The 19,740-nt window shown below is 62.7% G+C and carries 26 protein-coding genes; 24 read left to right on the top strand and 2 right to left on the bottom strand.

Translation table 11 applies throughout. The features are described from left to right. The first annotated feature begins 76 nt into the window (after nt 1-76). The 20 genes from AC1DWQ_RS12200 to tatC all read left to right on the top strand — a co-directional run bounded on the left by AC1DWQ_RS12200 (nt 77) and on the right by tatC (nt 14,096). On the top strand, nt 77-1,036 hold the full coding sequence (locus AC1DWQ_RS12200; protein ID WP_477669871.1) for an ABC transporter ATP-binding protein: 960 nt from the start codon (nt 77-79) through the stop codon (nt 1,034-1,036). A gap of 110 nt (nt 1,037-1,146) precedes the next feature. Further along, nucleotides 1,147-1,902 (top strand): ABC transporter permease, encoded by a 756-nt coding sequence (locus tag AC1DWQ_RS12195; RefSeq protein WP_477669870.1) that lies wholly within the window; start codon nt 1,147-1,149, stop codon nt 1,900-1,902. A gap of 15 nt (nt 1,903-1,917) precedes the next feature. Next, nucleotides 1,918-2,163, top strand: coding sequence for a BolA family protein (locus AC1DWQ_RS12190; protein ID WP_477669869.1), 246 nt, complete (start codon nt 1,918-1,920; stop codon nt 2,161-2,163). A gap of 6 nt (nt 2,164-2,169) precedes the next feature. After that, nucleotides 2,170-3,444 carry a UDP-N-acetylglucosamine 1-carboxyvinyltransferase gene (gene murA, locus AC1DWQ_RS12185; RefSeq protein ID WP_457279714.1) on the top strand — a complete coding sequence of 425 codons (1,275 nt, stop codon included), beginning with the start codon at nt 2,170-2,172 and terminating at the stop codon, nt 3,442-3,444. Then, nucleotides 3,441-4,082, top strand: a complete 642-nt coding sequence (gene hisG / locus AC1DWQ_RS12180) for an ATP phosphoribosyltransferase (protein ID WP_477669868.1) — start codon at nt 3,441-3,443, stop codon at nt 4,080-4,082. The genes murA and hisG overlap by 4 nt, the downstream gene beginning before the upstream one ends. 11 nt (nt 4,083-4,093) lie before the next feature. Then, nucleotides 4,094-5,470: a histidinol dehydrogenase gene (hisD, locus tag AC1DWQ_RS12175; protein WP_477669867.1), complete on the top strand. Its 1,377-nt coding sequence runs from the start codon at nt 4,094-4,096 to the stop codon at nt 5,468-5,470. 7 nt (nt 5,471-5,477) lie between these two features. Then, a complete protein-coding gene (locus AC1DWQ_RS12170; protein ID WP_477669866.1) occupies nt 5,478-5,924 on the top strand; it encodes a hypothetical protein in 447 nt (148 codons plus the stop codon). Between the two features lie 47 nt (nt 5,925-5,971). Further along, nucleotides 5,972-7,075: a histidinol-phosphate transaminase gene (gene hisC, locus AC1DWQ_RS12165; RefSeq protein ID WP_477669865.1), complete on the top strand. Its 1,104-nt coding sequence runs from the start codon at nt 5,972-5,974 to the stop codon at nt 7,073-7,075. Further along, nucleotides 7,072-7,680 carry an imidazoleglycerol-phosphate dehydratase HisB gene (gene hisB / locus AC1DWQ_RS12160; RefSeq protein WP_457279710.1) on the top strand — a complete coding sequence of 203 codons (609 nt, stop codon included), beginning with the start codon at nt 7,072-7,074 and terminating at the stop codon, nt 7,678-7,680. Before hisC ends, hisB begins: the two co-directional genes overlap by 4 nt. Nucleotides 7,681-7,804: 124 nt before the next feature. After that, nucleotides 7,805-8,494 (top strand): imidazole glycerol phosphate synthase subunit HisH, encoded by a 690-nt coding sequence (gene hisH / locus AC1DWQ_RS12155; protein ID WP_477669864.1) that lies wholly within the window; start codon nt 7,805-7,807, stop codon nt 8,492-8,494. A gap of 94 nt (nt 8,495-8,588) precedes the next feature. Further along, a complete protein-coding gene (gene hisA / locus AC1DWQ_RS12150) occupies nt 8,589-9,329 on the top strand; it encodes a 1-(5-phosphoribosyl)-5-[(5-phosphoribosylamino)methylideneamino]imidazole-4-carboxamide isomerase (protein WP_477658834.1) in 741 nt (246 codons plus the stop codon). A gap of 16 nt (nt 9,330-9,345) precedes the next feature. Beyond that, nucleotides 9,346-9,639 carry a hypothetical protein gene (locus AC1DWQ_RS12145; protein ID WP_477669863.1) on the top strand — a complete coding sequence of 98 codons (294 nt, stop codon included), beginning with the start codon at nt 9,346-9,348 and terminating at the stop codon, nt 9,637-9,639. A gap of 58 nt (nt 9,640-9,697) precedes the next feature. Further along, nucleotides 9,698-10,498 carry an imidazole glycerol phosphate synthase subunit HisF gene (hisF, locus tag AC1DWQ_RS12140; RefSeq protein ID WP_477669862.1) on the top strand — a complete coding sequence of 267 codons (801 nt, stop codon included), beginning with the start codon at nt 9,698-9,700 and terminating at the stop codon, nt 10,496-10,498. A 199-nt stretch (nt 10,499-10,697) separates the two neighbouring features. After that, nucleotides 10,698-11,123, top strand: coding sequence for a phosphoribosyl-AMP cyclohydrolase (gene hisI / locus AC1DWQ_RS12135; protein ID WP_477669861.1), 426 nt, complete (start codon nt 10,698-10,700; stop codon nt 11,121-11,123). Continuing rightward, nucleotides 11,110-11,493 (top strand): phosphoribosyl-ATP diphosphatase, encoded by a 384-nt coding sequence (locus AC1DWQ_RS12130; RefSeq protein ID WP_457279706.1) that lies wholly within the window; start codon nt 11,110-11,112, stop codon nt 11,491-11,493. The genes hisI and AC1DWQ_RS12130 overlap by 14 nt, the downstream gene beginning before the upstream one ends. A 77-nt stretch (nt 11,494-11,570) precedes the next feature. Beyond that, entirely contained in the window at nt 11,571-11,918 is a 348-nt protein-coding gene (locus AC1DWQ_RS12125) for a DUF4870 family protein (RefSeq protein ID WP_477669860.1), read from the top strand. Between the two features lie 23 nt (nt 11,919-11,941). Beyond that, complete coding sequence (locus AC1DWQ_RS12120; protein WP_477669859.1) at nt 11,942-12,301, top strand: histidine triad nucleotide-binding protein; 360 nt, start codon at nt 11,942-11,944, stop codon at nt 12,299-12,301. Nucleotides 12,302-12,476: 175 nt separating this feature from the next. Continuing rightward, nucleotides 12,477-12,716 carry a Sec-independent protein translocase subunit TatA gene (gene tatA, locus AC1DWQ_RS12115; protein WP_477669858.1) on the top strand — a complete coding sequence of 80 codons (240 nt, stop codon included), beginning with the start codon at nt 12,477-12,479 and terminating at the stop codon, nt 12,714-12,716. Between the two features lie 41 nt (nt 12,717-12,757). Beyond that, nucleotides 12,758-13,225 carry a Sec-independent protein translocase protein TatB gene (gene tatB / locus AC1DWQ_RS12110; protein WP_457279703.1) on the top strand — a complete coding sequence of 156 codons (468 nt, stop codon included), beginning with the start codon at nt 12,758-12,760 and terminating at the stop codon, nt 13,223-13,225. A gap of 70 nt (nt 13,226-13,295) precedes the next feature. Further along, nucleotides 13,296-14,096: a twin-arginine translocase subunit TatC gene (gene tatC, locus AC1DWQ_RS12105; RefSeq protein ID WP_477669857.1), complete on the top strand. Its 801-nt coding sequence runs from the start codon at nt 13,296-13,298 to the stop codon at nt 14,094-14,096. A 130-nt stretch (nt 14,097-14,226) separates the two neighbouring features. Here tatC and AC1DWQ_RS12100 read toward each other — a convergent pair whose 3' ends face one another. After that, the gene (locus AC1DWQ_RS12100) at nt 14,227-15,384 is read right to left on the bottom strand and encodes a S1C family serine protease (RefSeq protein ID WP_477669856.1); all 1,158 of its coding nucleotides are present in this window, start codon (nt 15,382-15,384) and stop codon (nt 14,227-14,229) included. 243 nt (nt 15,385-15,627) lie between these two features. On the opposite strand from AC1DWQ_RS12100, the gene AC1DWQ_RS12095 reads away from it, so the two are divergent. Further along, a complete protein-coding gene (locus AC1DWQ_RS12095; protein WP_477669855.1) occupies nt 15,628-16,233 on the top strand; it encodes a chalcone isomerase family protein in 606 nt (201 codons plus the stop codon). Nucleotides 16,234-16,267: 34 nt separating this feature from the next. Further along, nucleotides 16,268-17,029, top strand: coding sequence for a Nif3-like dinuclear metal center hexameric protein (locus AC1DWQ_RS12090; RefSeq protein WP_477669854.1), 762 nt, complete (start codon nt 16,268-16,270; stop codon nt 17,027-17,029). A 17-nt stretch (nt 17,030-17,046) separates the two neighbouring features. On the opposite strand, the gene AC1DWQ_RS12085 is transcribed toward AC1DWQ_RS12090, so the two are convergent. Then, entirely contained in the window at nt 17,047-18,384 is a 1,338-nt protein-coding gene (locus AC1DWQ_RS12085; protein WP_477669853.1) for a hypothetical protein, read from the bottom strand. An 80-nt stretch (nt 18,385-18,464) separates the two neighbouring features. On the opposite strand from AC1DWQ_RS12085, the gene AC1DWQ_RS12080 reads away from it, so the two are divergent. Beyond that, entirely contained in the window at nt 18,465-18,611 is a 147-nt protein-coding gene (locus tag AC1DWQ_RS12080; protein ID WP_477669852.1) for a hypothetical protein, read from the top strand. Next, nucleotides 18,608-19,642 (top strand): 4-hydroxythreonine-4-phosphate dehydrogenase PdxA, encoded by a 1,035-nt coding sequence (gene pdxA / locus AC1DWQ_RS12075; protein ID WP_477669851.1) that lies wholly within the window; start codon nt 18,608-18,610, stop codon nt 19,640-19,642. Before AC1DWQ_RS12080 ends, pdxA begins: the two co-directional genes overlap by 4 nt. The last annotated feature ends 98 nt before the right edge of the window (nt 19,643-19,740 follow it).

Here is a 19,740-nt window from a genome sequence, read left to right as displayed (position 1 = left end):
CCATCGGGGTCCTGACGCAGGGCATTCAGCCGCCGACCCGGATAAAAACAGCATCCGCCCTTAAAATGGCGGGCTCATGCCAGCGATCTCATTTCAGTCCGTCTCCAAAACCTACTCATCCACGCGAAATCAGACGGGGCCTGCTGTCAAGGCGCTGGACGACGTCAGTTTTGATATCCGGCAAGGTGAATTTTTTGGCTTGCTGGGCCCTAACGGCGCCGGCAAAACCTCTCTCATCAGCATACTCGCCGGCCTTTCGCGCGCCAGCAGCGGCCAGGTCCTGGTGCATGGCAGCGACGTGCTCACCGACTATGCCAATGCAAGGCGAAAGCTCGGCGTCGTACCCCAGGAACTGGTGTTCGACCCCTTTTTCTCCGTGCGCGAGGCGCTGCGCATCCAGTCCGGCTATTTCGGCATCAAACGCAACGACGACTGGATCGACGAGCTGCTCGTCAGCCTGGGGCTGGCCGACAAAGCCAATGCCAACATGCGCCAGCTCTCCGGCGGCATGAAGCGCCGCGTGCTGGTGGCGCAGGCGCTGGTGCACAAGCCGCAGGTCATCGTGCTGGACGAGCCCACTGCTGGCGTTGATGTCGAACTGCGCCAGACGCTGTGGCAGTTCATCGCCAAACTCAACAAGCAGGGCAGCACGGTGCTGCTCACCACGCACTACCTCGAAGAAGCTGAGGCCCTGTGCAGCCGCATCGCCATGCTCAAGCAGGGGCGGGTGGTGGCGTTGGCCCAGACTTCCGAGCTGCTCAAGGCGGCGTCCTCCAATGTGCTGCGCTTCAAGATCGACAGCGAATTGCCGGTGCACCTGGCCGCGCAGGCCCGTATCACCGGGCGCATCGTGCAGTTTCCGGCGCACAACGCCCATGAAATCGAACAATACCTGGCGGCCATCCGCGAAGCGGGGCTGGTTGCGGAAGACGTTGAAATCCGCAAGGCCGACCTGGAAGATGTGTTCCTGGATGTCATGAACAAAAAGCCGGCCCGAGAAGCCACCGAACTGAATTTAATGGGAGTGGCAACATGATCGCGTTCATCCGGGGAAGGGCCGTGCGCCGCGCCGGGCCGCCCCAAGCAAGCACAGCCCCCTCGGGGGGGCAGCGTAGTACGCGAAGCGACAAGCGTGGGGGCTTTTGAATGACTGGCTGGCAAACACTGCTTTATAAAGAAACCTTGCGCTTCTGGAAAGTGGGTTTCCAGACGGTCGGAGCCCCGGTGTTGACCGCCGTGCTCTACATGCTGATCTTTGGTCACGTGCTGCAGGATCAAGTGAAGGTCTACGACCAGGTCAGCTACACCGCCTTCCTGGTGCCGGGCCTCGTGATGATGAGCGTGTTGCAGAACGCGTTCGCCAACAGCTCTTCCTCGCTGATCCAGAGCAAGATCATGGGCAGCCTGGTGTTTGTGCTGCTCACGCCGCTGTCGCACTGGCACTGGTTTTTTGCGTACGTCGGCTCGTCCGTCGCACGTGGCCTGCTGGTGGGAGCGGGCGTATTTGCCGTCACCGTGTTCTTTGGCCAACCCGTCTTTGTGGCGCCGCTGTGGATTGTGCTGTTTGCGGTGCTGGGCGCCGCCATGCTGGGCGCACTGGGCGTCATCGCCGGGCTGTGGTCTGAAAAGTTCGACCAGATGGCAGCCTTCCAGAATTTCGTCATCATGCCCATGACCTTCCTGAGCGGCGTGTTTTATTCGATCCACTCGCTGCCGCCGTTTTGGCAAAAGGTCAGCCACCTGAACCCGTTTTTCTACATGATCGACGGTTTTCGCTACGGATTCTTTGGCGTCAGCGATGTTTCGCCCTGGCTGAGCCTGGGGATTGTTTTGACGGCCTTGCTTGTCGTTAGCTCCGTTGCCGTGAACATGCTGCGCACCGGCTACAAAATAAGACACTGACTGAAACCAAAACATATGACCAGCGAAGAACTTCAATCCATCATCACCGCAGGCCTGCCGTGCGAACATATCGAGCTGTCGGGCGACGGGCGCCATTGGTACGCGACAATCATCTCCAGCACCTTTGAGGGCCTGCGCTTGATCCAGCGCCACCAGAAGGTGTACGCCACGCTGGGTGGCCGCATGCAGACCGACGAAGTGCATGCGCTGTCGATGAAAACGTATACGCCCACCGAATGGGCCAACAACAACACGCAATAAAAGAACATGGACAAATTACTCATCAGGGGCGGCAAATCACTCGCCGGCACGGTCGAAATTTCCGGCGCCAAGAATGCCGCGCTCCCGGAGCTTTGTGCAGCCCTGCTGACGGCCGACACGGTGACGCTGCAGAACGTGCCGCGCCTGCAGGACGTGGCCACCATGCTCAAGCTGGTGCGCAACATGGGCGTGCAGGCCGAACGCAGCCAGGACGTGCCCAGCACCGTGGTGCTCAATGCCGGCGGCCTGAGCTCACCGGAAGCCCCTTATGAGCTCGTCAAGACCATGCGCGCTTCCGTGCTGGCCCTCGGCCCGCTGCTGGCGCGCTTTGGCGAAGCGACTGTGTCACTGCCCGGCGGCTGCGCCATTGGTTCGCGGCCGGTCGACCAGCACATCAAGGGCATGCAGGCCATGGGCGCTGAAATCGCCGTGGAGCATGGCTACATGATCGCCAAGCTGCCGGCTGGTCAGAAGCGGCTCAAGGGCACCAGCATCACCACCGACATGGTGACGGTGACCGGCACTGAAAACTTCCTGATGGCCGCCAGCCTGGCAGAAGGTGAAACCATCCTGGAGAACGCCGCACAGGAGCCCGAGATTGGCGACCTGGCTGAAATGCTCATCAAGATGGGCGCGAAGATTGAAGGTCACGGCACGCGCCGTATCCGTATCCAGGGCGTGGAGCGCCTGCATGGCTGCACCCACCAGGTGGTGGCCGACCGCATTGAAACCGGGACCTTTTTGTGCGCGGTGGCCGCTGCCGGCGGCGACGTTGTCTTGAAGCATGGCCGAGCCGACCACCTCGATGCCGTGATCGACAAGCTGCGTGAAGCCGGTGCCGTGGTGACTGCGGGTGAGGGTTTTATCCGCATCCAGGCCAGCGGCCGAATGAAGGCGCAATCCTTCCGCACGACTGAATACCCCGGCTTCCCGACCGACATGCAGGCCCAGTTCATGGCGCTGAACGCCATTGCACAGGGCAGCAGCACGGTGACGGAGACAATCTTTGAAAACCGTTTCATGCACGTCAACGAGATGGTGCGCCTGGGCGCCAAGATCCAGATCGAAGGCAAGGTCGCGGTCATGGAGGGTGTTGAAAAGCTGTCGGGCGCCACCGTGATGGCCACTGATTTGCGCGCCTCCGCCAGCCTGGTAATTGCCGGCCTGGTGGCCGAGGGCGAAACCATGGTGGACCGCATTTACCACCTGGACCGCGGCTATGACCAGATGGAAGCCAAGCTGCGCGGAATCGGTGCCGACATAGAACGAGTCAAAGCATGATCACCCTGGCGTTATCCAAAGGCCGCATCTTCGACGACATCCTGCCGCTGCTGCGAAGCGCCGGCATCGAGGTACTCGACGACCCGGAAAAATCCCGCAAGCTGATTCTGGACACCAACCAACCCGGCCTGCGTGTGGTGCTGGTGCGTGCCACCGACGTGCCCACCTATGTGCAGTACGGCGGCGCCGACCTCGGCGTGGTCGGCAAAGACACTTTGCTCGAATCCGGCAGCCAGGGCCTGTACCAGCCGCTCGACCTGCAAATCGCCAAATGCCGCATCAGCGTGGCGGTGCGCGAAGGTTTTGACTACGCCGCCGCCGTGCGCCAGGGCTCGCGCCTGAAAGTGGCCACCAAGTACGTGGCGATTGCCCGCGACTTTTTCGCCACCAAGGGGGTGCACGTCGACCTGATCAAGCTCTATGGCAGCATGGAGCTCGCACCGCTTACAGGCCTGGCCGACGCGATCGTCGATCTGGTCTCCACCGGCAGCACGCTCAAGGCCAACCACCTGGTCGAGGTCGAACGCATCATGGACATCAGCTCGCACCTCGTCGTGAACCAGACCGCGCTCAAGCTCAAGCAAGAGCCCATCCGCAAGCTGATCGATGCCTTCGCCGCCGCCACGGCCACACCTTGAGTCTTGATGCTATGAAATTAATAGCTTCTCCCGCACGACTGTCAACGGTCTCGGCAACTTTTGATGCTGATTTCAAGGCGCGGCTGCATTGGTCCGCCGACACTGACGCGGCCATCGAGCAGCGCGTGGCCGACATCCTGGCCGATGTGCAACAGCGCGGCGATGCGGCGGTGCTGGAATACACCGCGCGGTTTGATGGCCTGTCAGCTGCGTCGATGGCTGGGCTGGAACTGACGCAGGCGGATTTCAAGGCCGCATTTGATGCCATTCCCGCTGCCCAGCGCGAGGCCCTGCAGGCCGCAGCCGCCCGGGTGCGCAAGTACCACGAGGCACAGAAGAAGGCATCGGGAGAGAGCTGGAGTTATCGCGACGAAGACGGCACGCTGCTGGGCCAGAAGGTCACGCCGCTGGACCGGGTGGGCATTTACGTTCCGGGCGGCAAGGCTGCCTACCCCTCCAGCTTGCTCATGAACGCCATCCCCGCCCACGTGGCTGGTGTGCAAGAGATCATCATGGTGGTGCCAACGCCCGTGCGCGGCAGCGTGGCCACGGGCGGCTCGGGCGACCAGGCGGCGTCGAGCAAAGGCGAGCGCAATGAGCTCGTGCTGGCCGCCGCCTACGTGGCCGGCGTCACCCGCGCCTTCACCATCGGCGGCGCGCAGGCCGTGGCTGCGCTGGCCTACGGCACGCAGACCGTGCCCAAGGTCGACAAGATCACCGGCCCCGGCAACGCCTATGTTGCCAGCGCCAAAAAGCGCGTTTTTGGCACGGTGGGCATCGACATGATTGCCGGCCCGTCTGAAATCCTGGTGCTGGCTGACGGCAGCACGTCGGCCGACTGGGTGGCCATGGACTTGTTCAGCCAGGCCGAGCACGACGAACTCGCGCAAAGCATCCTGCTGTGCCCCGACGCCGCGTATATCGATGAAGTGCAGGCCGCTATCGACCGCCTTTTGTCCGAAATGCCGCGCGCCGAAATCATCGCCAAGTCCCTCACCGGCCGCGGTGCACTGATCCACACCCGCAGCATGGAAGAGGCCTGCGAGATCAGCAACCGCATCGCACCCGAACACCTCGAAGTCTCCAGCCGCGACCCGCACAAGTGGGAGCCCTTGCTCAAGCACGCCGGCGCCATCTTCCTGGGCGCCTACACCAGCGAATCGCTGGGCGACTACTGCGCCGGCCCCAACCACGTGCTGCCCACCAGCGGCACGGCGCGCTTCAGTTCGCCACTGGGTGTCTACGACTTCCAGAAACGCTCCAGCCTTATTGAGGTCAGCGAAGCCGGTGCGCAGGTCCTCGGCAAGATCGCCGCAGAACTTGCTTATGGCGAGGGCCTGCAGGCGCATGCCCGCGCCGCCGAAATGCGGCTTTCCAAACCCGATTGAATCGTAAATGACCCGCATTTTCAGATCGCTGAATCTTGTCGTTGCTGCTTGCATTGCGCTGGCAGGATTGCAGGGCTGCGCGTCCGTGGTGCAACCCTCAGAGAAACCTCCCAATGCGATTGAGCTTTCAGGAGTGGTCTCCGAAGTGTCTGCCTCGCCCTACTATGGTTTGAGTTCGGTTCAGCAAAGTAGCGCGACGCTTGCAGGGGGCTCTGCTGGCGTCATGCTGGCCAACGCCATTGGTGCGCAGCAGGGCAATCGCGACGTCAGCTCCATCGTGGTGACCGTTTCAAACATCTTGTCGCTGACGCTTCCTGTGAGTGGTACTTTCCGGTCCGGCGAATGCGTGAAGCTTTTTGTAGATCCCATGTTCAGGGAGCTGCTGAACCGCAAAGACGTGGCCAACAGGAGCATGCCCACGGGCTCCGCTTTCGTGCAGAAAAGCAGCTGCTGAGCGAACCGGCACTCACAATACCGCCAGACAGAGTCAATTCACCCATCATGAAACAGTCAGACGCCTCACTGGCTCCCAAGCTCAAAAAACTGATCCGCCAGGACGTGCAGTCCATGCATGCTTACGCCATCCAGGAATCGGCCGGCATGGTCAAGCTCGATGCCATGGAGAACCCGCACCGCTTGCCGGCATCGCTGCAGGCCCATCTGGGCCAGCGCCTGGGTGCGCTGGCATTGAACCGCTACCCGGATGGCCGCGTGAATGACCTGCGCCGTGCGCTGGCCGACTATGCGCAGATGCCCGAGGGCTTCGACATCATGCTGGGCAATGGCTCGGACGAGTTGATCTCGCTGCTGGCCATGGCCTGCGATGTGGAAGGGGGCTCCATATTGGCGCCGCTGCCGGGCTTTGTGATGTACGCCATGAGCGCGCAGCTGCAGGGCCTCAAATTCATCGGCGTGCCGCTGACGGCCGACTTCGAGCTCGACGAAGCCGCCATGCTGGCCGCCATTGCCGAGCACCAGCCGTCGATCATTTACCTGGCCTACCCGAACAACCCGACGGCCAACCTGTGGGACGACGCGGTGATTGAAAAGATCATCGAAGCCGTAGGCGAGCAAGGTGGCCTGGTCGTGATGGACGAGGCCTACCAGCCCTTTGCCAGCAAAAGCTACATCGACCGCATCGCCAGGCACGGCCATGTGCTGCTGATGCGCACCCTGAGCAAGCTCGGCCTCGCCGGCGTGCGCATCGGCTACATGATGGGCCCGAAAGCGCTGATTGCCGAGATCGACAAGGTGCGCCCGCCCTACAACATCAGCGTGCTCAACTACGAATGCGCGCTGTTCGCGCTGGAGCACCAGGGTGAATTCGTCGCGCAGGCCGCGGAGCTGGTGGCCCAACGTGCTGTGTTGCTGGAGGCCCTGGCCGGCATGGAGGCAAAGGGCGTCAAAGCCTGGAAAAGCGACGCCAACATGATCCTGGTGCGGGTGCCCGATGCGGCCAAAACCTTTGAGGGCATGAAATCGCGCAAGGTCCTGGTCAAAAACGTTTCTAAAATGCACCCATTGCTGGCCAATTGTTTGCGCCTGACGGTCGGCACCGCGGACGAGAACGTGCAAATGCTGGCGGCGCTTGAAAAGTCCCTATGACCACCCCTACCCACGCTCCCCGCATTGCCGAGGTTTCACGCAACACCGCCGAAACCCAGATCATCGTCAAGCTCAACCTGGACGGCACCGGTAAAGCCAGCCTTTCCACGGGCATAGGCTTTTTCGACCACATGCTGGACCAGATCGCCCGCCACGGGTTGATCGACCTCGACATCCAGGCCAAGGGCGATTTGCACATTGACGGCCACCACACGGTGGAAGACGTGGGCATCACGCTGGGCCAGGCTGTGGCCAAGGCTGTGGGAGACAAAAAAGGCCTGCGCCGCTACGGCCACGCCTATGTGCCGCTCGACGAGGCGCTGTCGCGCGTGGTGGTCGATTTTTCGGGCCGTCCGGGCCTCGAGATGCATGTTCCTTTCAAGAGCGGCATGATCGGCACCTTCGACAGCCAGCTCGCCTACGAATTCTTCCAGGGCTTTGTGAACCACGCCTTTGTGACCTTGCACATCGACAACCTCAAGGGCGAGAACGCCCACCACCAGGCCGAAACCGTGTTCAAGGCATTTGCCCGCGCGCTGCGTATGGCGCTGGAGATCGACCCGCGCGCCGCAGGCGTGATTCCATCGACCAAGGGTTCGCTGTAACCCCTTCGCACTCAACGCCGGGAACACGTCCAATCCTTGTTTTAATGCCTGTTTTTGCCTCCAGACCAATGGTGACGGGCGCAAGCAGCTATTAAATTCGTAGCAAACTACCTTTCGACTTTCAATGGCAAAACCCAAAACAGTCGCCGTGGTCGACTACGGCATGGGCAACCTGCACTCCGTGTCACAGGCTGTTCGCCATGTGGCGGGCGGCAGCGGCTTTGACGTGCTGGTCACCTCCCGGGCCGAAGATGTGATGTCGGCCGAACGCATCGTGCTGCCTGGCCAGGGCGCCATTGCCGACTGCATGCGCGAGCTCGCAGATTCCGGCATGCTGGAGTCGGTGCTGCACGCTGCGGCCAACAAGCCGCTGTTCGGTGTTTGTGTTGGCATGCAGATGCTGCTGAGCCACAGCGACGAAGGCCAGCCCGGCGACGGCGGCGTGGGTACCACCGGCCTCGGATTAATCCCTGGGGAGGTCACCAAATTCGAGCTGGCCGGCAAAATCCAGCCCGACGGCAGCCGTTACAAGGTGCCGCAGATGGGCTGGAACCAGGTTTACCAAAATGGTGCGGGCACGGCCAGGGCCCACCCGGTCTGGGCTGGCGTGCCCGACGGCGCGTACTTTTATTTTGTACACAGCTTTTATGCCCGGCCGTCGGATGCACACCACATCGCGGGGGAGGCCGACTACGGCGCGCGCTTTACGGCGGCGATTGCACGCGATAATATTTTTGCCACCCAGTTCCACCCCGAAAAGAGTGCCGACCATGGGCTGGCCCTGTACCGCAATTTCCTGCACTGGAATCCCTGAATACCTTGGGTCAGACCCGGTACCGGGGCGTCCGGCTTTTTGTTACCCTGAGCGTCCGTTTTGTACTTTACCGTTTTACCGTCTTTAACCGCACATGCTACTTATCCCCGCGATTGACCTGAAAGACGGTCACTGCGTCCGCCTCAAACAGGGCGACATGGATCAATCCACCATCTTCAGCGAAGACCCGGCCGCCATGGCGCGCAGCTGGGTCGACAAGGGCGCGCGGCGCCTGCACCTGGTGGACCTGAATGGTGCGTTCGCAGGCAAGCCCCGCAACGAGGCAGCCATCAAGCAGATCCTGGCGGAAGTCGGCAGCGAGATCGATGTGCAGCTGGGTGGCGGCATCCGTGACCTGGACACCATCGAGCGCTACCTCGATGCTGGCCTGCGCTACGTCATCATCGGCACGGCCGCTGTAAAGAACCCCGGCTTCCTGCAGGACGCCTGCACCGCGTTCGGCGGCCACATCATCGTTGGCCTCGACGCCAAGGACGGCAAAGTAGCCACCGACGGCTGGAGCAAGATGACCGGCCACGAGGTCATCGATCTCGGCAAGAAATTCCAGGACTACGGCGTCGAATCCATCATCTACACCGATATCGGCCGCGACGGCATGCTGACCGGCATCAACATCGACGCCACCGTCAAGCTCGCCCAGGCGCTGACGATTCCCGTGATCGCTTCGGGCGGCCTTTCGAACATGGCTGACATCGAAAAACTCTGCGAGGTCGAGGAAGAGGGCGTGGAAGGTGTGATCTGCGGGCGCTCGATTTACAGCGGTGATCTCGATTTTGAGAAAGCCCAGGCCAGGGCCGATGAACTGAACGGCTGAGACAGGACTTTCTTCATTGGAGAAGCCTGTTACTCCCAACTGGTTTTGGGCTATTTGGGGAGTCTCACTATTGGCTGCCGCTCCTCTCATGTTTGTGGCCGGTTTCGTCATCTGGTTCGGGCTTGATACCGCGTCTTATCTTGTGGGATTGTGCGCATTAGCCGCGTTGGCAGTCTCGATTTTTGTTTACTGGCATATTCATCAGCACATTGACGACTACTGGCAAAAGAACGAGGCTTACAGATATGCTGTTTTCACCGTACTGACTCTTCCTGCCGTGATTTACCTTGTTCTGGATTCCGCCTTGTAGCCGGCCACACTTCTCATTCGCCTTCTGTGGCGTTCCAACGCCTTCTTCATAGATTTCCATGCTCGCTAAACGAATCATTCCCTGCCTCGACGTCACCGGCGGCCGCGTCGTGAAGGGCGTCAACTTCACCCAGCTGCGTGACGCAGGCGACCCGGTGGAAATCGCCGCGCGCTACAACGAGCAGGGCGCGGATGAGCTCACCTTCCTCGACATCACGGCCACCAGCGATGGGCGTGACCTGATCCTGCCGATCATCGAGGCGGTTGCATCCCAGGTCTTTATCCCTCTTACCGTGGGCGGCGGTGTTCGCACCGTTGAGGACGTGCGCCGCCTGCTCAACTCCGGCGCCGACAAGACCAGCTTCAACTCGGCCGCCATCGCCAACCCGCAGGTGATCGCCGACGCTTCCGCCAAATACGGCTCGCAGTGCATCGTGGTGGCGATCGACGCCAAGCGCCGCGGCGCGGAAGACGAAAAGCGCCTCACACCCACCGGCGAACCGGTCGGCCCGGGCTGGGATGTCTACAGCCACGGCGGGCGCAAGAACACCGGCCTGGACGCCGTGGCTTGGGCCACCGAGATGGCGCGCCGCGGCGCCGGCGAGATTTTGCTGACCAGCATGGACCGCGACGGCACCAAGTCGGGCTTTGACCTGGCGCTGACCCGCGCGGTGAGCGACGCCATCAGCGTGCCGGTGATCGCCTCGGGCGGCGTCGGCAACCTGGAGCACCTGGCCGACGGCATACAAAACGGCGGCGCCGACGCGGTGCTGGCTGCCAGCATCTTTCATTACGGCGAATACACCGTTCAGCAGGCCAAGCAGCACATGGCAGCGCGCGGTATTCCTGTGAGGTTGTAGTTTTTAGAGTTTCGGCATCCAGCCCTTACCCCGCATGCGCAAGCAGCTATCGATTTGATAGTGACTACTTGCAAGCCGCCCCTGCTCCCCCAAACCAGCATGAGCCGCGGGACTGGCTTTGCCAGACCGCAGGCGGGCGGCCCCCTCGGGGGGCAGGGAGCTAAACGCAGTGAGCGACCGTGGGGGCGATAATACTTTTATGAACTGGTTAGATGAAGTCAGCTGGGATGACAAAGGCCTGATCCCTGTCATTGCGCAGGAAGCTTCCAGCGGCGATGTGCTCATGTTCGCCTGGATGAACCGCGAGGCGCTGCAAAAAACCGCCGAGCTGGGCCAGGCGGTGTACTACAGCCGCTCACGCGGGCGCCTCTGGCACAAGGGTGAAGAATCCGGCAACCAGCAAACAGTGCATGAAATTCGCCTGGATTGCGACAACGACGTGATCCTGCTCAAGGTGACGCAGCTGGGCCACACGCCGGGCATCGCCTGCCACACGGGCCGCCACAGCTGCTTTTTCAGTGTGTATAAAGACGGCCAGTGGGTGGTGACCGAGCCGGTCCTGAAAGACCCGACAACCATGTATAAAAAAGCATCAACAGACTCCGGCAAACATGACCACGAATGACTCCCTCCAGCGCCTGGCGCAGATCATTGAAAGCCGCAAGGCGGCCAACGGCGGTGACCCGGACACCAGCTATGTGGCTCGCCTGCTGCACAAAGGCCCCGACGCCTTCCTGAAAAAAATCGGTGAAGAAGCCACCGAAACCGTGATGGCCGCCAAGGACATCGACCGCGGGGGCCCCACGGCGGAGCTGAAGGGCAAGCTGGTCGGCGAAGTGGCCGACCTGTGGTTTCACAGCCTCATCGCGCTGGCGCACTATGGCCTCAGCCCACTGGACGTGATCGCCGAGCTGGAGCGCCGCGAAGGCACCAGCGGCATCGAGGAAAAAGCCTTGCGCAAGGCCCAGCACCGTGATGCGGCCGAAAAGCCCTGAGACGGGCGTTTCATGGCCCCCATCACCGTGGCTGATTTTTCTTCTCCCTGATATCGCTTTGACTGGAACCTGAACGCATGGAAACCGACCTGGCCGAATTCGAAGGCAAGAATCCCGCCGACCGCACCATCATGCATGTGCTGTACGGCCTGCACACGCTGGCCTGGTTCAGCGGCGGTGTGTTTGCGGTGATCGCCGTCATCATCAACTACATTCGCCGCGCGGATGAAACCGATGCGCTCTACATCGACCACCACAACTACATGATTCGCACCTTCTGGTGGACGCTTGCGTGGCTGGTGCTGCTGTCGCCGCTGTGGCTGTTGATTGTGCCGGGGTGGGTGGCCTATGGCATTGTCTGCCTCTGGTACCTGTACCGCTGCGTGCGTGGCTGGATGCGTTTTAGCAGCCACCGTCCTGCGTAATTTCCTTGAGTCACGACCCAGCCATGAACCATTCCGACACCTGCATTTTCTGCAAGATCGCTGCGGGCACCATTCCAAGCCGGAAGGTGTACGAAGATGACGAGCTGTACGCTTTTCACGACATCAACCCGTGGGCGCCCGTGCATTTCCTGATCATTCCCAAGGACCACATTCCGTCCATGGCCCAGGTTGGCCCCGAACACGCCGCCCTGCTGGGGCGCATGATGGTGCTGGCCCCCAAGCTGGCGATAGAGCAGGGCTGTAACCCTTATCCGGAGGGCGGCTACCGGATCGTGACCAATACCGGCGCCGAAGGCGGACAAGAAGTGCATCACCTGCACTTTCACGTGATCGGCGGCCCTCGTCCATGGCTGAAGGGCTAGAAGGGTTACAAGCCAAAGGGAACCCCGGTGCCCACAACCACACTAAACCGGTAGGCCAATGTGTGTAATCGGTTTTCCGGCAGACAGGGCCTTTAGAATCAACGCAATTACGTGCAAACCGCCCCAAACCGGCAATGTTGCATTTACACCTGTATTTACAGATTAGGAGCAAATCATGGGTTCATTTTCCATCTGGCACTGGCTGATCGTGCTGTTGATCGTGGTGATGGTTTTCGGCACCAAAAAGCTGAAAAACATGGGCAGCGATCTCGGCGGCGCCGTCAAGGGTTTTAAAGACGGCATGAAGGACGGCAGCCAGACGCCCGCCGACGTGCCCGTGCCGCCCGCCAGCGTGACCAACGCTCAGGCCACTGACAAAACGACAATCGACGTCGAAGCCAAGCAGAAGTCTTGAGCGCAATCATCTGACGCAACCTTCCAGCGACACCTTCTGCAGTGATTGATCTAGGCATCTCCAAAATGGCGCTCATCGGCGCCGTGGCGCTGATCGTTATCGGCCCGGAGAAACTGCCGCGCGTGGCGCGCACCGTGGGTACGTTGCTTGGTAAGGCGCAGCGTTATGTGGCCGACGTCAAAAACGAGGTCAACCGCTCCATGGAGCTGGACGAGCTCAAGAAGATGAAGGAAACCGTTGAGGGCGCCGCCCGTGACGTAGAGAACTCCATCCAGACCAACGCCAGCGATTTCGAAAAATCCTGGGCCGAGGCCACGGGAGAGTCGTCCTCCGGCGCTTTGCCGGGCATGGAAATCTTCCCCGAGTACAGGCACCCGAAAAAGAAGTGGCGGCTCAAGCAGGGCGCGACACCGCAGTGGTACAAGGCCCGTTCGGGCGTGCGTACCAAGGCCCAGTCCGGCGCGGCCCGCGTGGCGCGCTTCCGTCCGCAGCCGGGCCGCATGCCTTGAGCTGCTTTTCTGCTGATTCCTTCCTGTTTGCGTGCCTCCCCGCGCAGCCCCACCAGCGCAAATTCCCCTCATGAGCGATCCCCACACCGACAAGCCCGACGAACTCGCGGGCACCGAACAGCCTTTTGTGCAGCACCTCGTGGAGCTGCGCGACCGGATGATCAAGGCGGTGATTGCCATCGGCATTGCGGCCGCCGTGCTGGCGGTGTACCCCGGCGCCAGCGCCCTCTATGACCTGATGGCCGCACCGCTGGTGGCTACGCTTCCCAAGGGCGCCACGCTGATCGCCATCAGCGTGATCACGCCGTTCGTGGTACCCATCAAGATACTCTTCATGGCCGCCTTCATGATCGCACTGCCGGTGGTGCTGTACCAGGTGTGGGCCTTCGTCGCGCCGGGCCTGTATTCGCATGAGAAAAAACTGGTCATGCCGCTGGTGGTTTCCAGCACCCTGCTGTTTTTCATCGGCGTGGCGTTTTGTTATTACTTCGTGTTTGGCCAGGTGTTTGCCTTCATCCAGAGCTTTGCGCCCAAGTCCATCACGGCTACGCCGGACATCGAGGAATACCTGAGCTTCGTGCTGGGCATGTTCCTGGCGTTCGGGCTGGCCTTTGAAGTGCCGATTGCGGTCATTTTGCTGGTGCGCATGGGCATACTCACCGTGGCCCAGCTGCGCCAATACCGCGGCTATTTCTGGGTGATTGCCGCCATCGGCACCGCCCTGGTCACGCCGCCCGACGCCGGTTCCATGATCATGCTGCTGATGGTGGTGGGCGGGCTGTATGAGGTCGGCATCCTGGCGGCCCTGTTGTTCGTCAAGCACACCAAGGCGCCAGAGACCGACAGTGACACCGAAGCGGCCAAGCCCTGATTTTCCGCCGGGGCTGTTCAAAAAACCTTGGATAAAAATGGCTGCAGCCCAATATGGCCGGGCGCAAGCAGCTATTAACTCAATAGCACCTTCGCATTGATGGCTGCGGGCTCCCCGCCGCCCCGGCCGGTCAGCGCTGCTGAACCTTGGGCCGCTGGCGCTTGCCGGGCGTCACCGGGATCTCGGTCTGCTTGTCCTTGCGCAGCACCGTCAACGGCGCCGGCGTACCGGGCTTGAGGGCTGCCACAGCGGTCAACAACTGGCTCACGTTGCGCACGCCCTTGCCGTTCACGGCAGTGATCACGTCGCCGGGCAGAAGGCCGGCCTGCGCGGCCGGGCCGTTCTGCAGAACGCCGGTGATGATGACACCACCCTCTTTGGCCGCAGCTGCCGGAAGGCCGAATGTTTCAGCGAGTTCGGGGTTGAGGTCCTGCGGCTCCACGCCGATCCAGCCCCGTGTGACCTGGCCGTCCTTCACGATGCCGTCGAGCACCAGCTTGGCGGTCGACACCGGGATGGCAAAACCAATGCCCATGGAGCCGCCCGAGCGCGAATAAATCGCGGTGTTGATGCCCATCAGGTTGCCGTTCACGTCGACCAGCGCGCCGCCCGAGTTGCCGGGGTTGATGGCGGCGTCGGTCTGGATGAAATTTTCAAAGGTGTTGATGCCCAGCTGGTTGCGCCCCAGTGCGCTCACGATACCGCCGGTGACCGTCTGGCCCACGCCAAACGGGTTGCCGATGGCCAGCACGGCGTCGCCCACCTGCAAGGCGTCGGAGTTGCCCAGCACGATGACGGGCAGCTTGTCCAGGTCGATCTTGAGGATGGCCAGGTCGGTGTCCGGGTCGGTGCCTATGACCTGTGCTTTTGCCTTGCGCGTGTCGTTGAGGATGACTTCGATCTCGTCGGCGCCTTCCACCACGTGGTTGTTGGTCAGGATGTAGCCGCTGGCGCTGATGATGACGCCGCTGCCCAGTCCGCCCTGCGGTTCATTGGGGCTCTGGTCGCCGAAGAAAAACTTGAACCACGGGTCTTCGGCATGCGGGTTTTTGGCAGCGGCCTTGCTGGTGTTGATGCTGACCACAGCCGCCGAGGCAATTTTGGCCGCCGACGCGAAGCCGCTTCCGGCGCCGCCGCTGCGCGGCGCGCTGCCGGCCGGGGCCTCGATGACGGACACGCCCGGCATATTGCCGCGGTCCAGCCACTGCGGCTTGAGCGTGGCCACCACGAAGTAAGCCGCCAGCAGGACGGTGACGGTTTGGGAAAAAAGAAGCCAGGTGCGTTTCATGAGGCGTGAAGGTCGGCGTGCCGGTACGAAGGTGCGGAAGACGAAATGGGGCGGGAATCCGGGGCGGCACAGGGCCGGAAGGGGCGCGGCGCCAACTGATGGAGTTTATCGCTTCGGGTTCCCGCTCGCTGTAAGGAAGCACGCCGGCTGGCTCCGGTACCATGTTCCCGGCTGCCGCAAGGCCGCAGCCGCGGGCAGCCTGAACCGCTGCCCGCGGTCAACAACCATAACGGAGGTGACAACATGCATCAGTGTTCAAGGCGGACCTGGCTCGCGCGTGGCGCGGCCGCATTGACAGCGGGTTCGGCGGGACTGGCATTGCCGGTTCTGGCCGCACCCACGGCGACGAAATTTCCGGCCAGTGTGGTGGCGCAGGGCACCACACTGCAGCTCAATGGCGCCGGCACCCGCTTCAAGGCCATTTTCAAGGTCTATGACATGGCCCTGTACACGAGCCGCAAGGTCTCGTCGGCCGACGAGGCGATGAAGCTGGGCACGCCCATCCGCCTGGCTTTTGTGGCGCTGCGCGAAGTCTCCGGCACCGACCTGGGCCGGCTCTTCCTGCGAGGCATGGCCGACAATTCAAGCCGCGACGCTGTCAGCCGCCACTCGGTGTCGAGCAACCGTTTGATCGATATCTTCTCGGGCCGCAGCAAGCTGATGCCCGGCGATTCGTTCGCGATGGAGTTCATGCCGGGCAAGGGCACCAGCTTTTTCATCGCCGAGCAGCCGCAGGGCGCAGCGGTCGGTGATGCGGAGTTCTTTCGCATGGTGCTGGGCATCTGGCTGGGGTCCGTTCCGGCCGACTTCATGCTCAAGGACGCCTTGCTGGGCCTCGAGAAAAGCTGATCGTCCTGAGGCAGCGCCCTGAGACAATGGGGCCATGAGCACCACACGACAGGACTTGCTGCAGGCCTTTGACACGCTTTTGCAGCCCGCGCGTTTCAAGGACTACGGCCCCAACGGCCTGCAGGTCGAAGGCAAACCGTCGGTCGGCAAGATCGTTTCCGGCGTTACCGCCAGCCTGGCGCTGATCGAAGCGGCGATTGCGGCGCAGGCCGACGCCGTCTTTGTGCACCACGGCTTGTTCTGGCGCGGCCAGGACGGCCGCGTCACGGGCTGGATGAAGCAGCGCCTGGCGTTGTTGCTGGCGCACGACATCAACCTCTATGCCTACCACCTGCCACTGGACGCGCATCCCGAGCTCGGCAACAACGCCCAGCTGGGCTTGCAACTGGGCCTCACGGCGACGGGGCGATTCGGCGAACAGGACCTGGGTTTTATCGGTGGGCGTGTCGACGGAGGGCAGTTTTCAGATGCCGGCGCACTGGCAACACATGTGGAAAAAGTGCTTGATCGGGCTGTAACCAAAGCAGGACCAACGCAAGCAGCTATCAAAAACATAGCATGGTGCACAGGCGGCGCGCAGGGGTATTTTGAGGCGGCGATTGCCGCAGGCGCCGACGCCTTCATCACCGGCGAGATTTCCGAACCCCAGGCGCACTACGCGCGCGAGATGGGCGTGGTCTTTATTGCCTGCGGGCACCACGCCTCCGAGCGCTACGGCGCGCCGGCCGTGGCGGCGCAGGTTGCCACGCAGCTCGGCCTGGCCCACCAGTTCATCGACATCGACAACCCGGCCTGAAGCGTTTCTTGCGGGGATCAGGCCGGCTTGTGGCGCTGCCGCCCGGTTCGGCTGGCGTTGGGGCTGGCGTTAGGGCCGGCGGGTTTGGCCCGCAGCGGGGTTTGCGGCGCGGCGTTTCGCAGCGCATGCCAGCTGGAGCCCAGCTCGGCATGCTCCACCGGCACGGCGGTGCGGGTTTCCGGGTCCAGCAGGGCGGCGCGGGAGCGCATGGCGCGGGCAGCCTGCGCCACAGACTGCGCTTCGTGCAGCAGCTGGGCGACGTCCTTGCCGGCGACCGACAGATGAACGATGCCGACGGCAATGTCCGGCTTGATCCGGGCGCGCCCCCCGCCCAGGGCCGTCACGTCCATCGGCCGGCGCAGGTCGGAGGCCACGCGCAGGCCCAGTGTGCGTATCCAGCGCGGCGAATGCATGGTTTCCAGCAGCACGACAAAGCAGCGGTCATAGTAGCGGCCGGCCGGGTTGACGGCGCCGGTGTGGCGCTGAATGCGGCGCGCCATCTGGATGTAGATTTCGTTCAGGCCGGCCTGGCCAATCTGGGGCAGCAGGCCTTCGGGCTCGAACAGCAGCACGGCCATCAGCGCGCCGTCGCGCCGCGTGCGCAGACGCCGGCGCTGCGCACGGATGATTTTCTGCACCATCGCCACGCCGTCATAGAGCTGGGTGATCGGGTCATGCCCCGACGCTTCGCCGTGCTTCAACTGCCGGGTCTGCCGGTTGCGCAGCCACAGCATGGCGGCCGTGATGACCACACTGAGCAAGGCTGCCATAGCCACGCCGGCCTGCAGCGGCAGTGAAAACCGGGTGGGGCTCAGCGCCAGGCCGTACAGGCCGATCTGCGCGGGCAGCGTCAGCAGGCAGCCCAGCGCCAGGCCCCAGGCCAGCCGGTCACCGAGTTGCGTGGCGCGAACCGACAGCCACAGCACTACGGAAAGATTGACGACGGCGAGTGTTGCCGAGGCGGGCAGGGCCCACTGCGGCTCCAGCAGCAGGCAGAGCGGCCCGCCGGCGATGCAGACCAGCGTGATGGTTAGCAGGCTGACCTTCATCAGGTGGTCGCGCTGGTGGGCCGACAGCCATTTGCTGGCGCCGAAGCTGCCCATCGACGCGCAAGCCGGCCCGACAAGCAGTTGCGCAATGCCCAGCGACTCCTTGCCGTCCGGCCAGAGCTCCATGGGCAGGCCGCTCAGCAGCATCACCACCAGCCAGCAAAGCGCGAGGTAAGCCAGGGTCTGCCAGGCAGCGCGGGTGCGGCTGTAAAGGGCATCGGCCAGGGCCAGCAGCAGCACCAGGCCAAGTGCGCCGGCCGCAGCACTCCACAGCATCATTTCACCGTCGGACATCAGGACGGGCATGGCAGCATTCATGGCAGGCTGATGTCCTGTGCGCCGGCGAGCTGCCGCTGCGATGTGGTTTGCGCCAAAATACCCCCAGCATGCATCTGACCGACCCCCCTGAATTCATTGATCCGGCGCTGCGCTGTGCAGCCGGTGTGTTGACCTGTTTCTTTGTGATTATGGGGTTTCCTGTAACCAAATGCACCCTGTCGCCGCAATTCACCGCGGCGGCGCCCGGCTTGTGAACAAGCCGCTGCTCATCACCATGGGTGACGCCGCCGGCATCGGCCCGGAGATCATCGCCAGGGCTTTTCGCGACGCGCCCGTTGAAATGGCGGGCTGCGCCGTGGTAGGCGATGTCGCCACGATGCGCCGCGCTGCCGCGCTGACAGCGTCCCCGCTGGCGCTGCCGGTGGCCCGGCTGGACGCCCTGGCCGATGCGGCGGGGGTGCCGCCCCATTGCATCGGGGTGTTGCAAAAATGCGAGTTGGAGACCGTGCCTTACGGCCAGGTCAATGCGCGGGCGGGCCAGGCTGCGGCTGACTGCATCGTCTGGGCGGCGCGCAGCGTGCTGGGTGGCGAGGCATGCGCCATGGTGACGGCGCCCATCCACAAGGAGGCACTGGCGGCGGCCGGTGGCTGGGTGGCCGCTTTTCCGGGCCACACCGAAATGCTTCAGGCCGAGGCGGCCGCTTTTCTGGGTAAATCGGCGGCGGACGTGCCGGTGCGCATGATGCTGGCCAACGATGAACTCAAGACCGTGTTGGTAAGCATTCACATGTCACTGCGGCGCGCCATTGAGGCCGTCACCTTTGACAACGTGTTGCAGACCTTGCGCATCACGCACAGCGCGGTGGCTGCCAGCCTGGGCCGGGCACCGCGCATCGCGGTGGCGGGGCTGAATCCGCACGCCGGTGAAGGCGGACTGTTCGGCAGCGAAGAGCAGGCCATCATCGCGCCGGCCATCGCTGCCGCCCGCGCGCAAGGGCTGGATGTGAGCGGTCCCTTCGCACCCGACACGGTGTTCATGCGTGCACGCCATGCTGTCGGCAAACCCGGCGAGTTTGACGTGGTGGTGGCGATGTACCACGACCAGGGGTTGATCCCGGTCAAATACCTGGGCGTGGAGCAGGGCGTTAACGTGACGCTGGGGCTGCCGCTGGTGCGCACGAGCCCCGACCACGGCACGGCGTTTGACATCGCCGGCACGGGGCGCGCGGACGCATCCAGCTTGCTGGCGGCTGTTCGCATGGCGCGCCAGCTTGTTGCCGGCTGAAAATTCAAGCGAAATCGGGCCCTGGCCCAATAGGAGCCTGCGCAAGCAGCTATTAAATCAATAGCATAGCCATGCCTTCGCAAGCGGGGGCCGCGGTC

It is taken from the genome of Polaromonas sp. P2_G11 (assembly GCF_056403595.1).
Note: the sequence above shows the minus strand (reverse complement) of the source record. Positions and strands in the feature narration are given on the sequence as shown.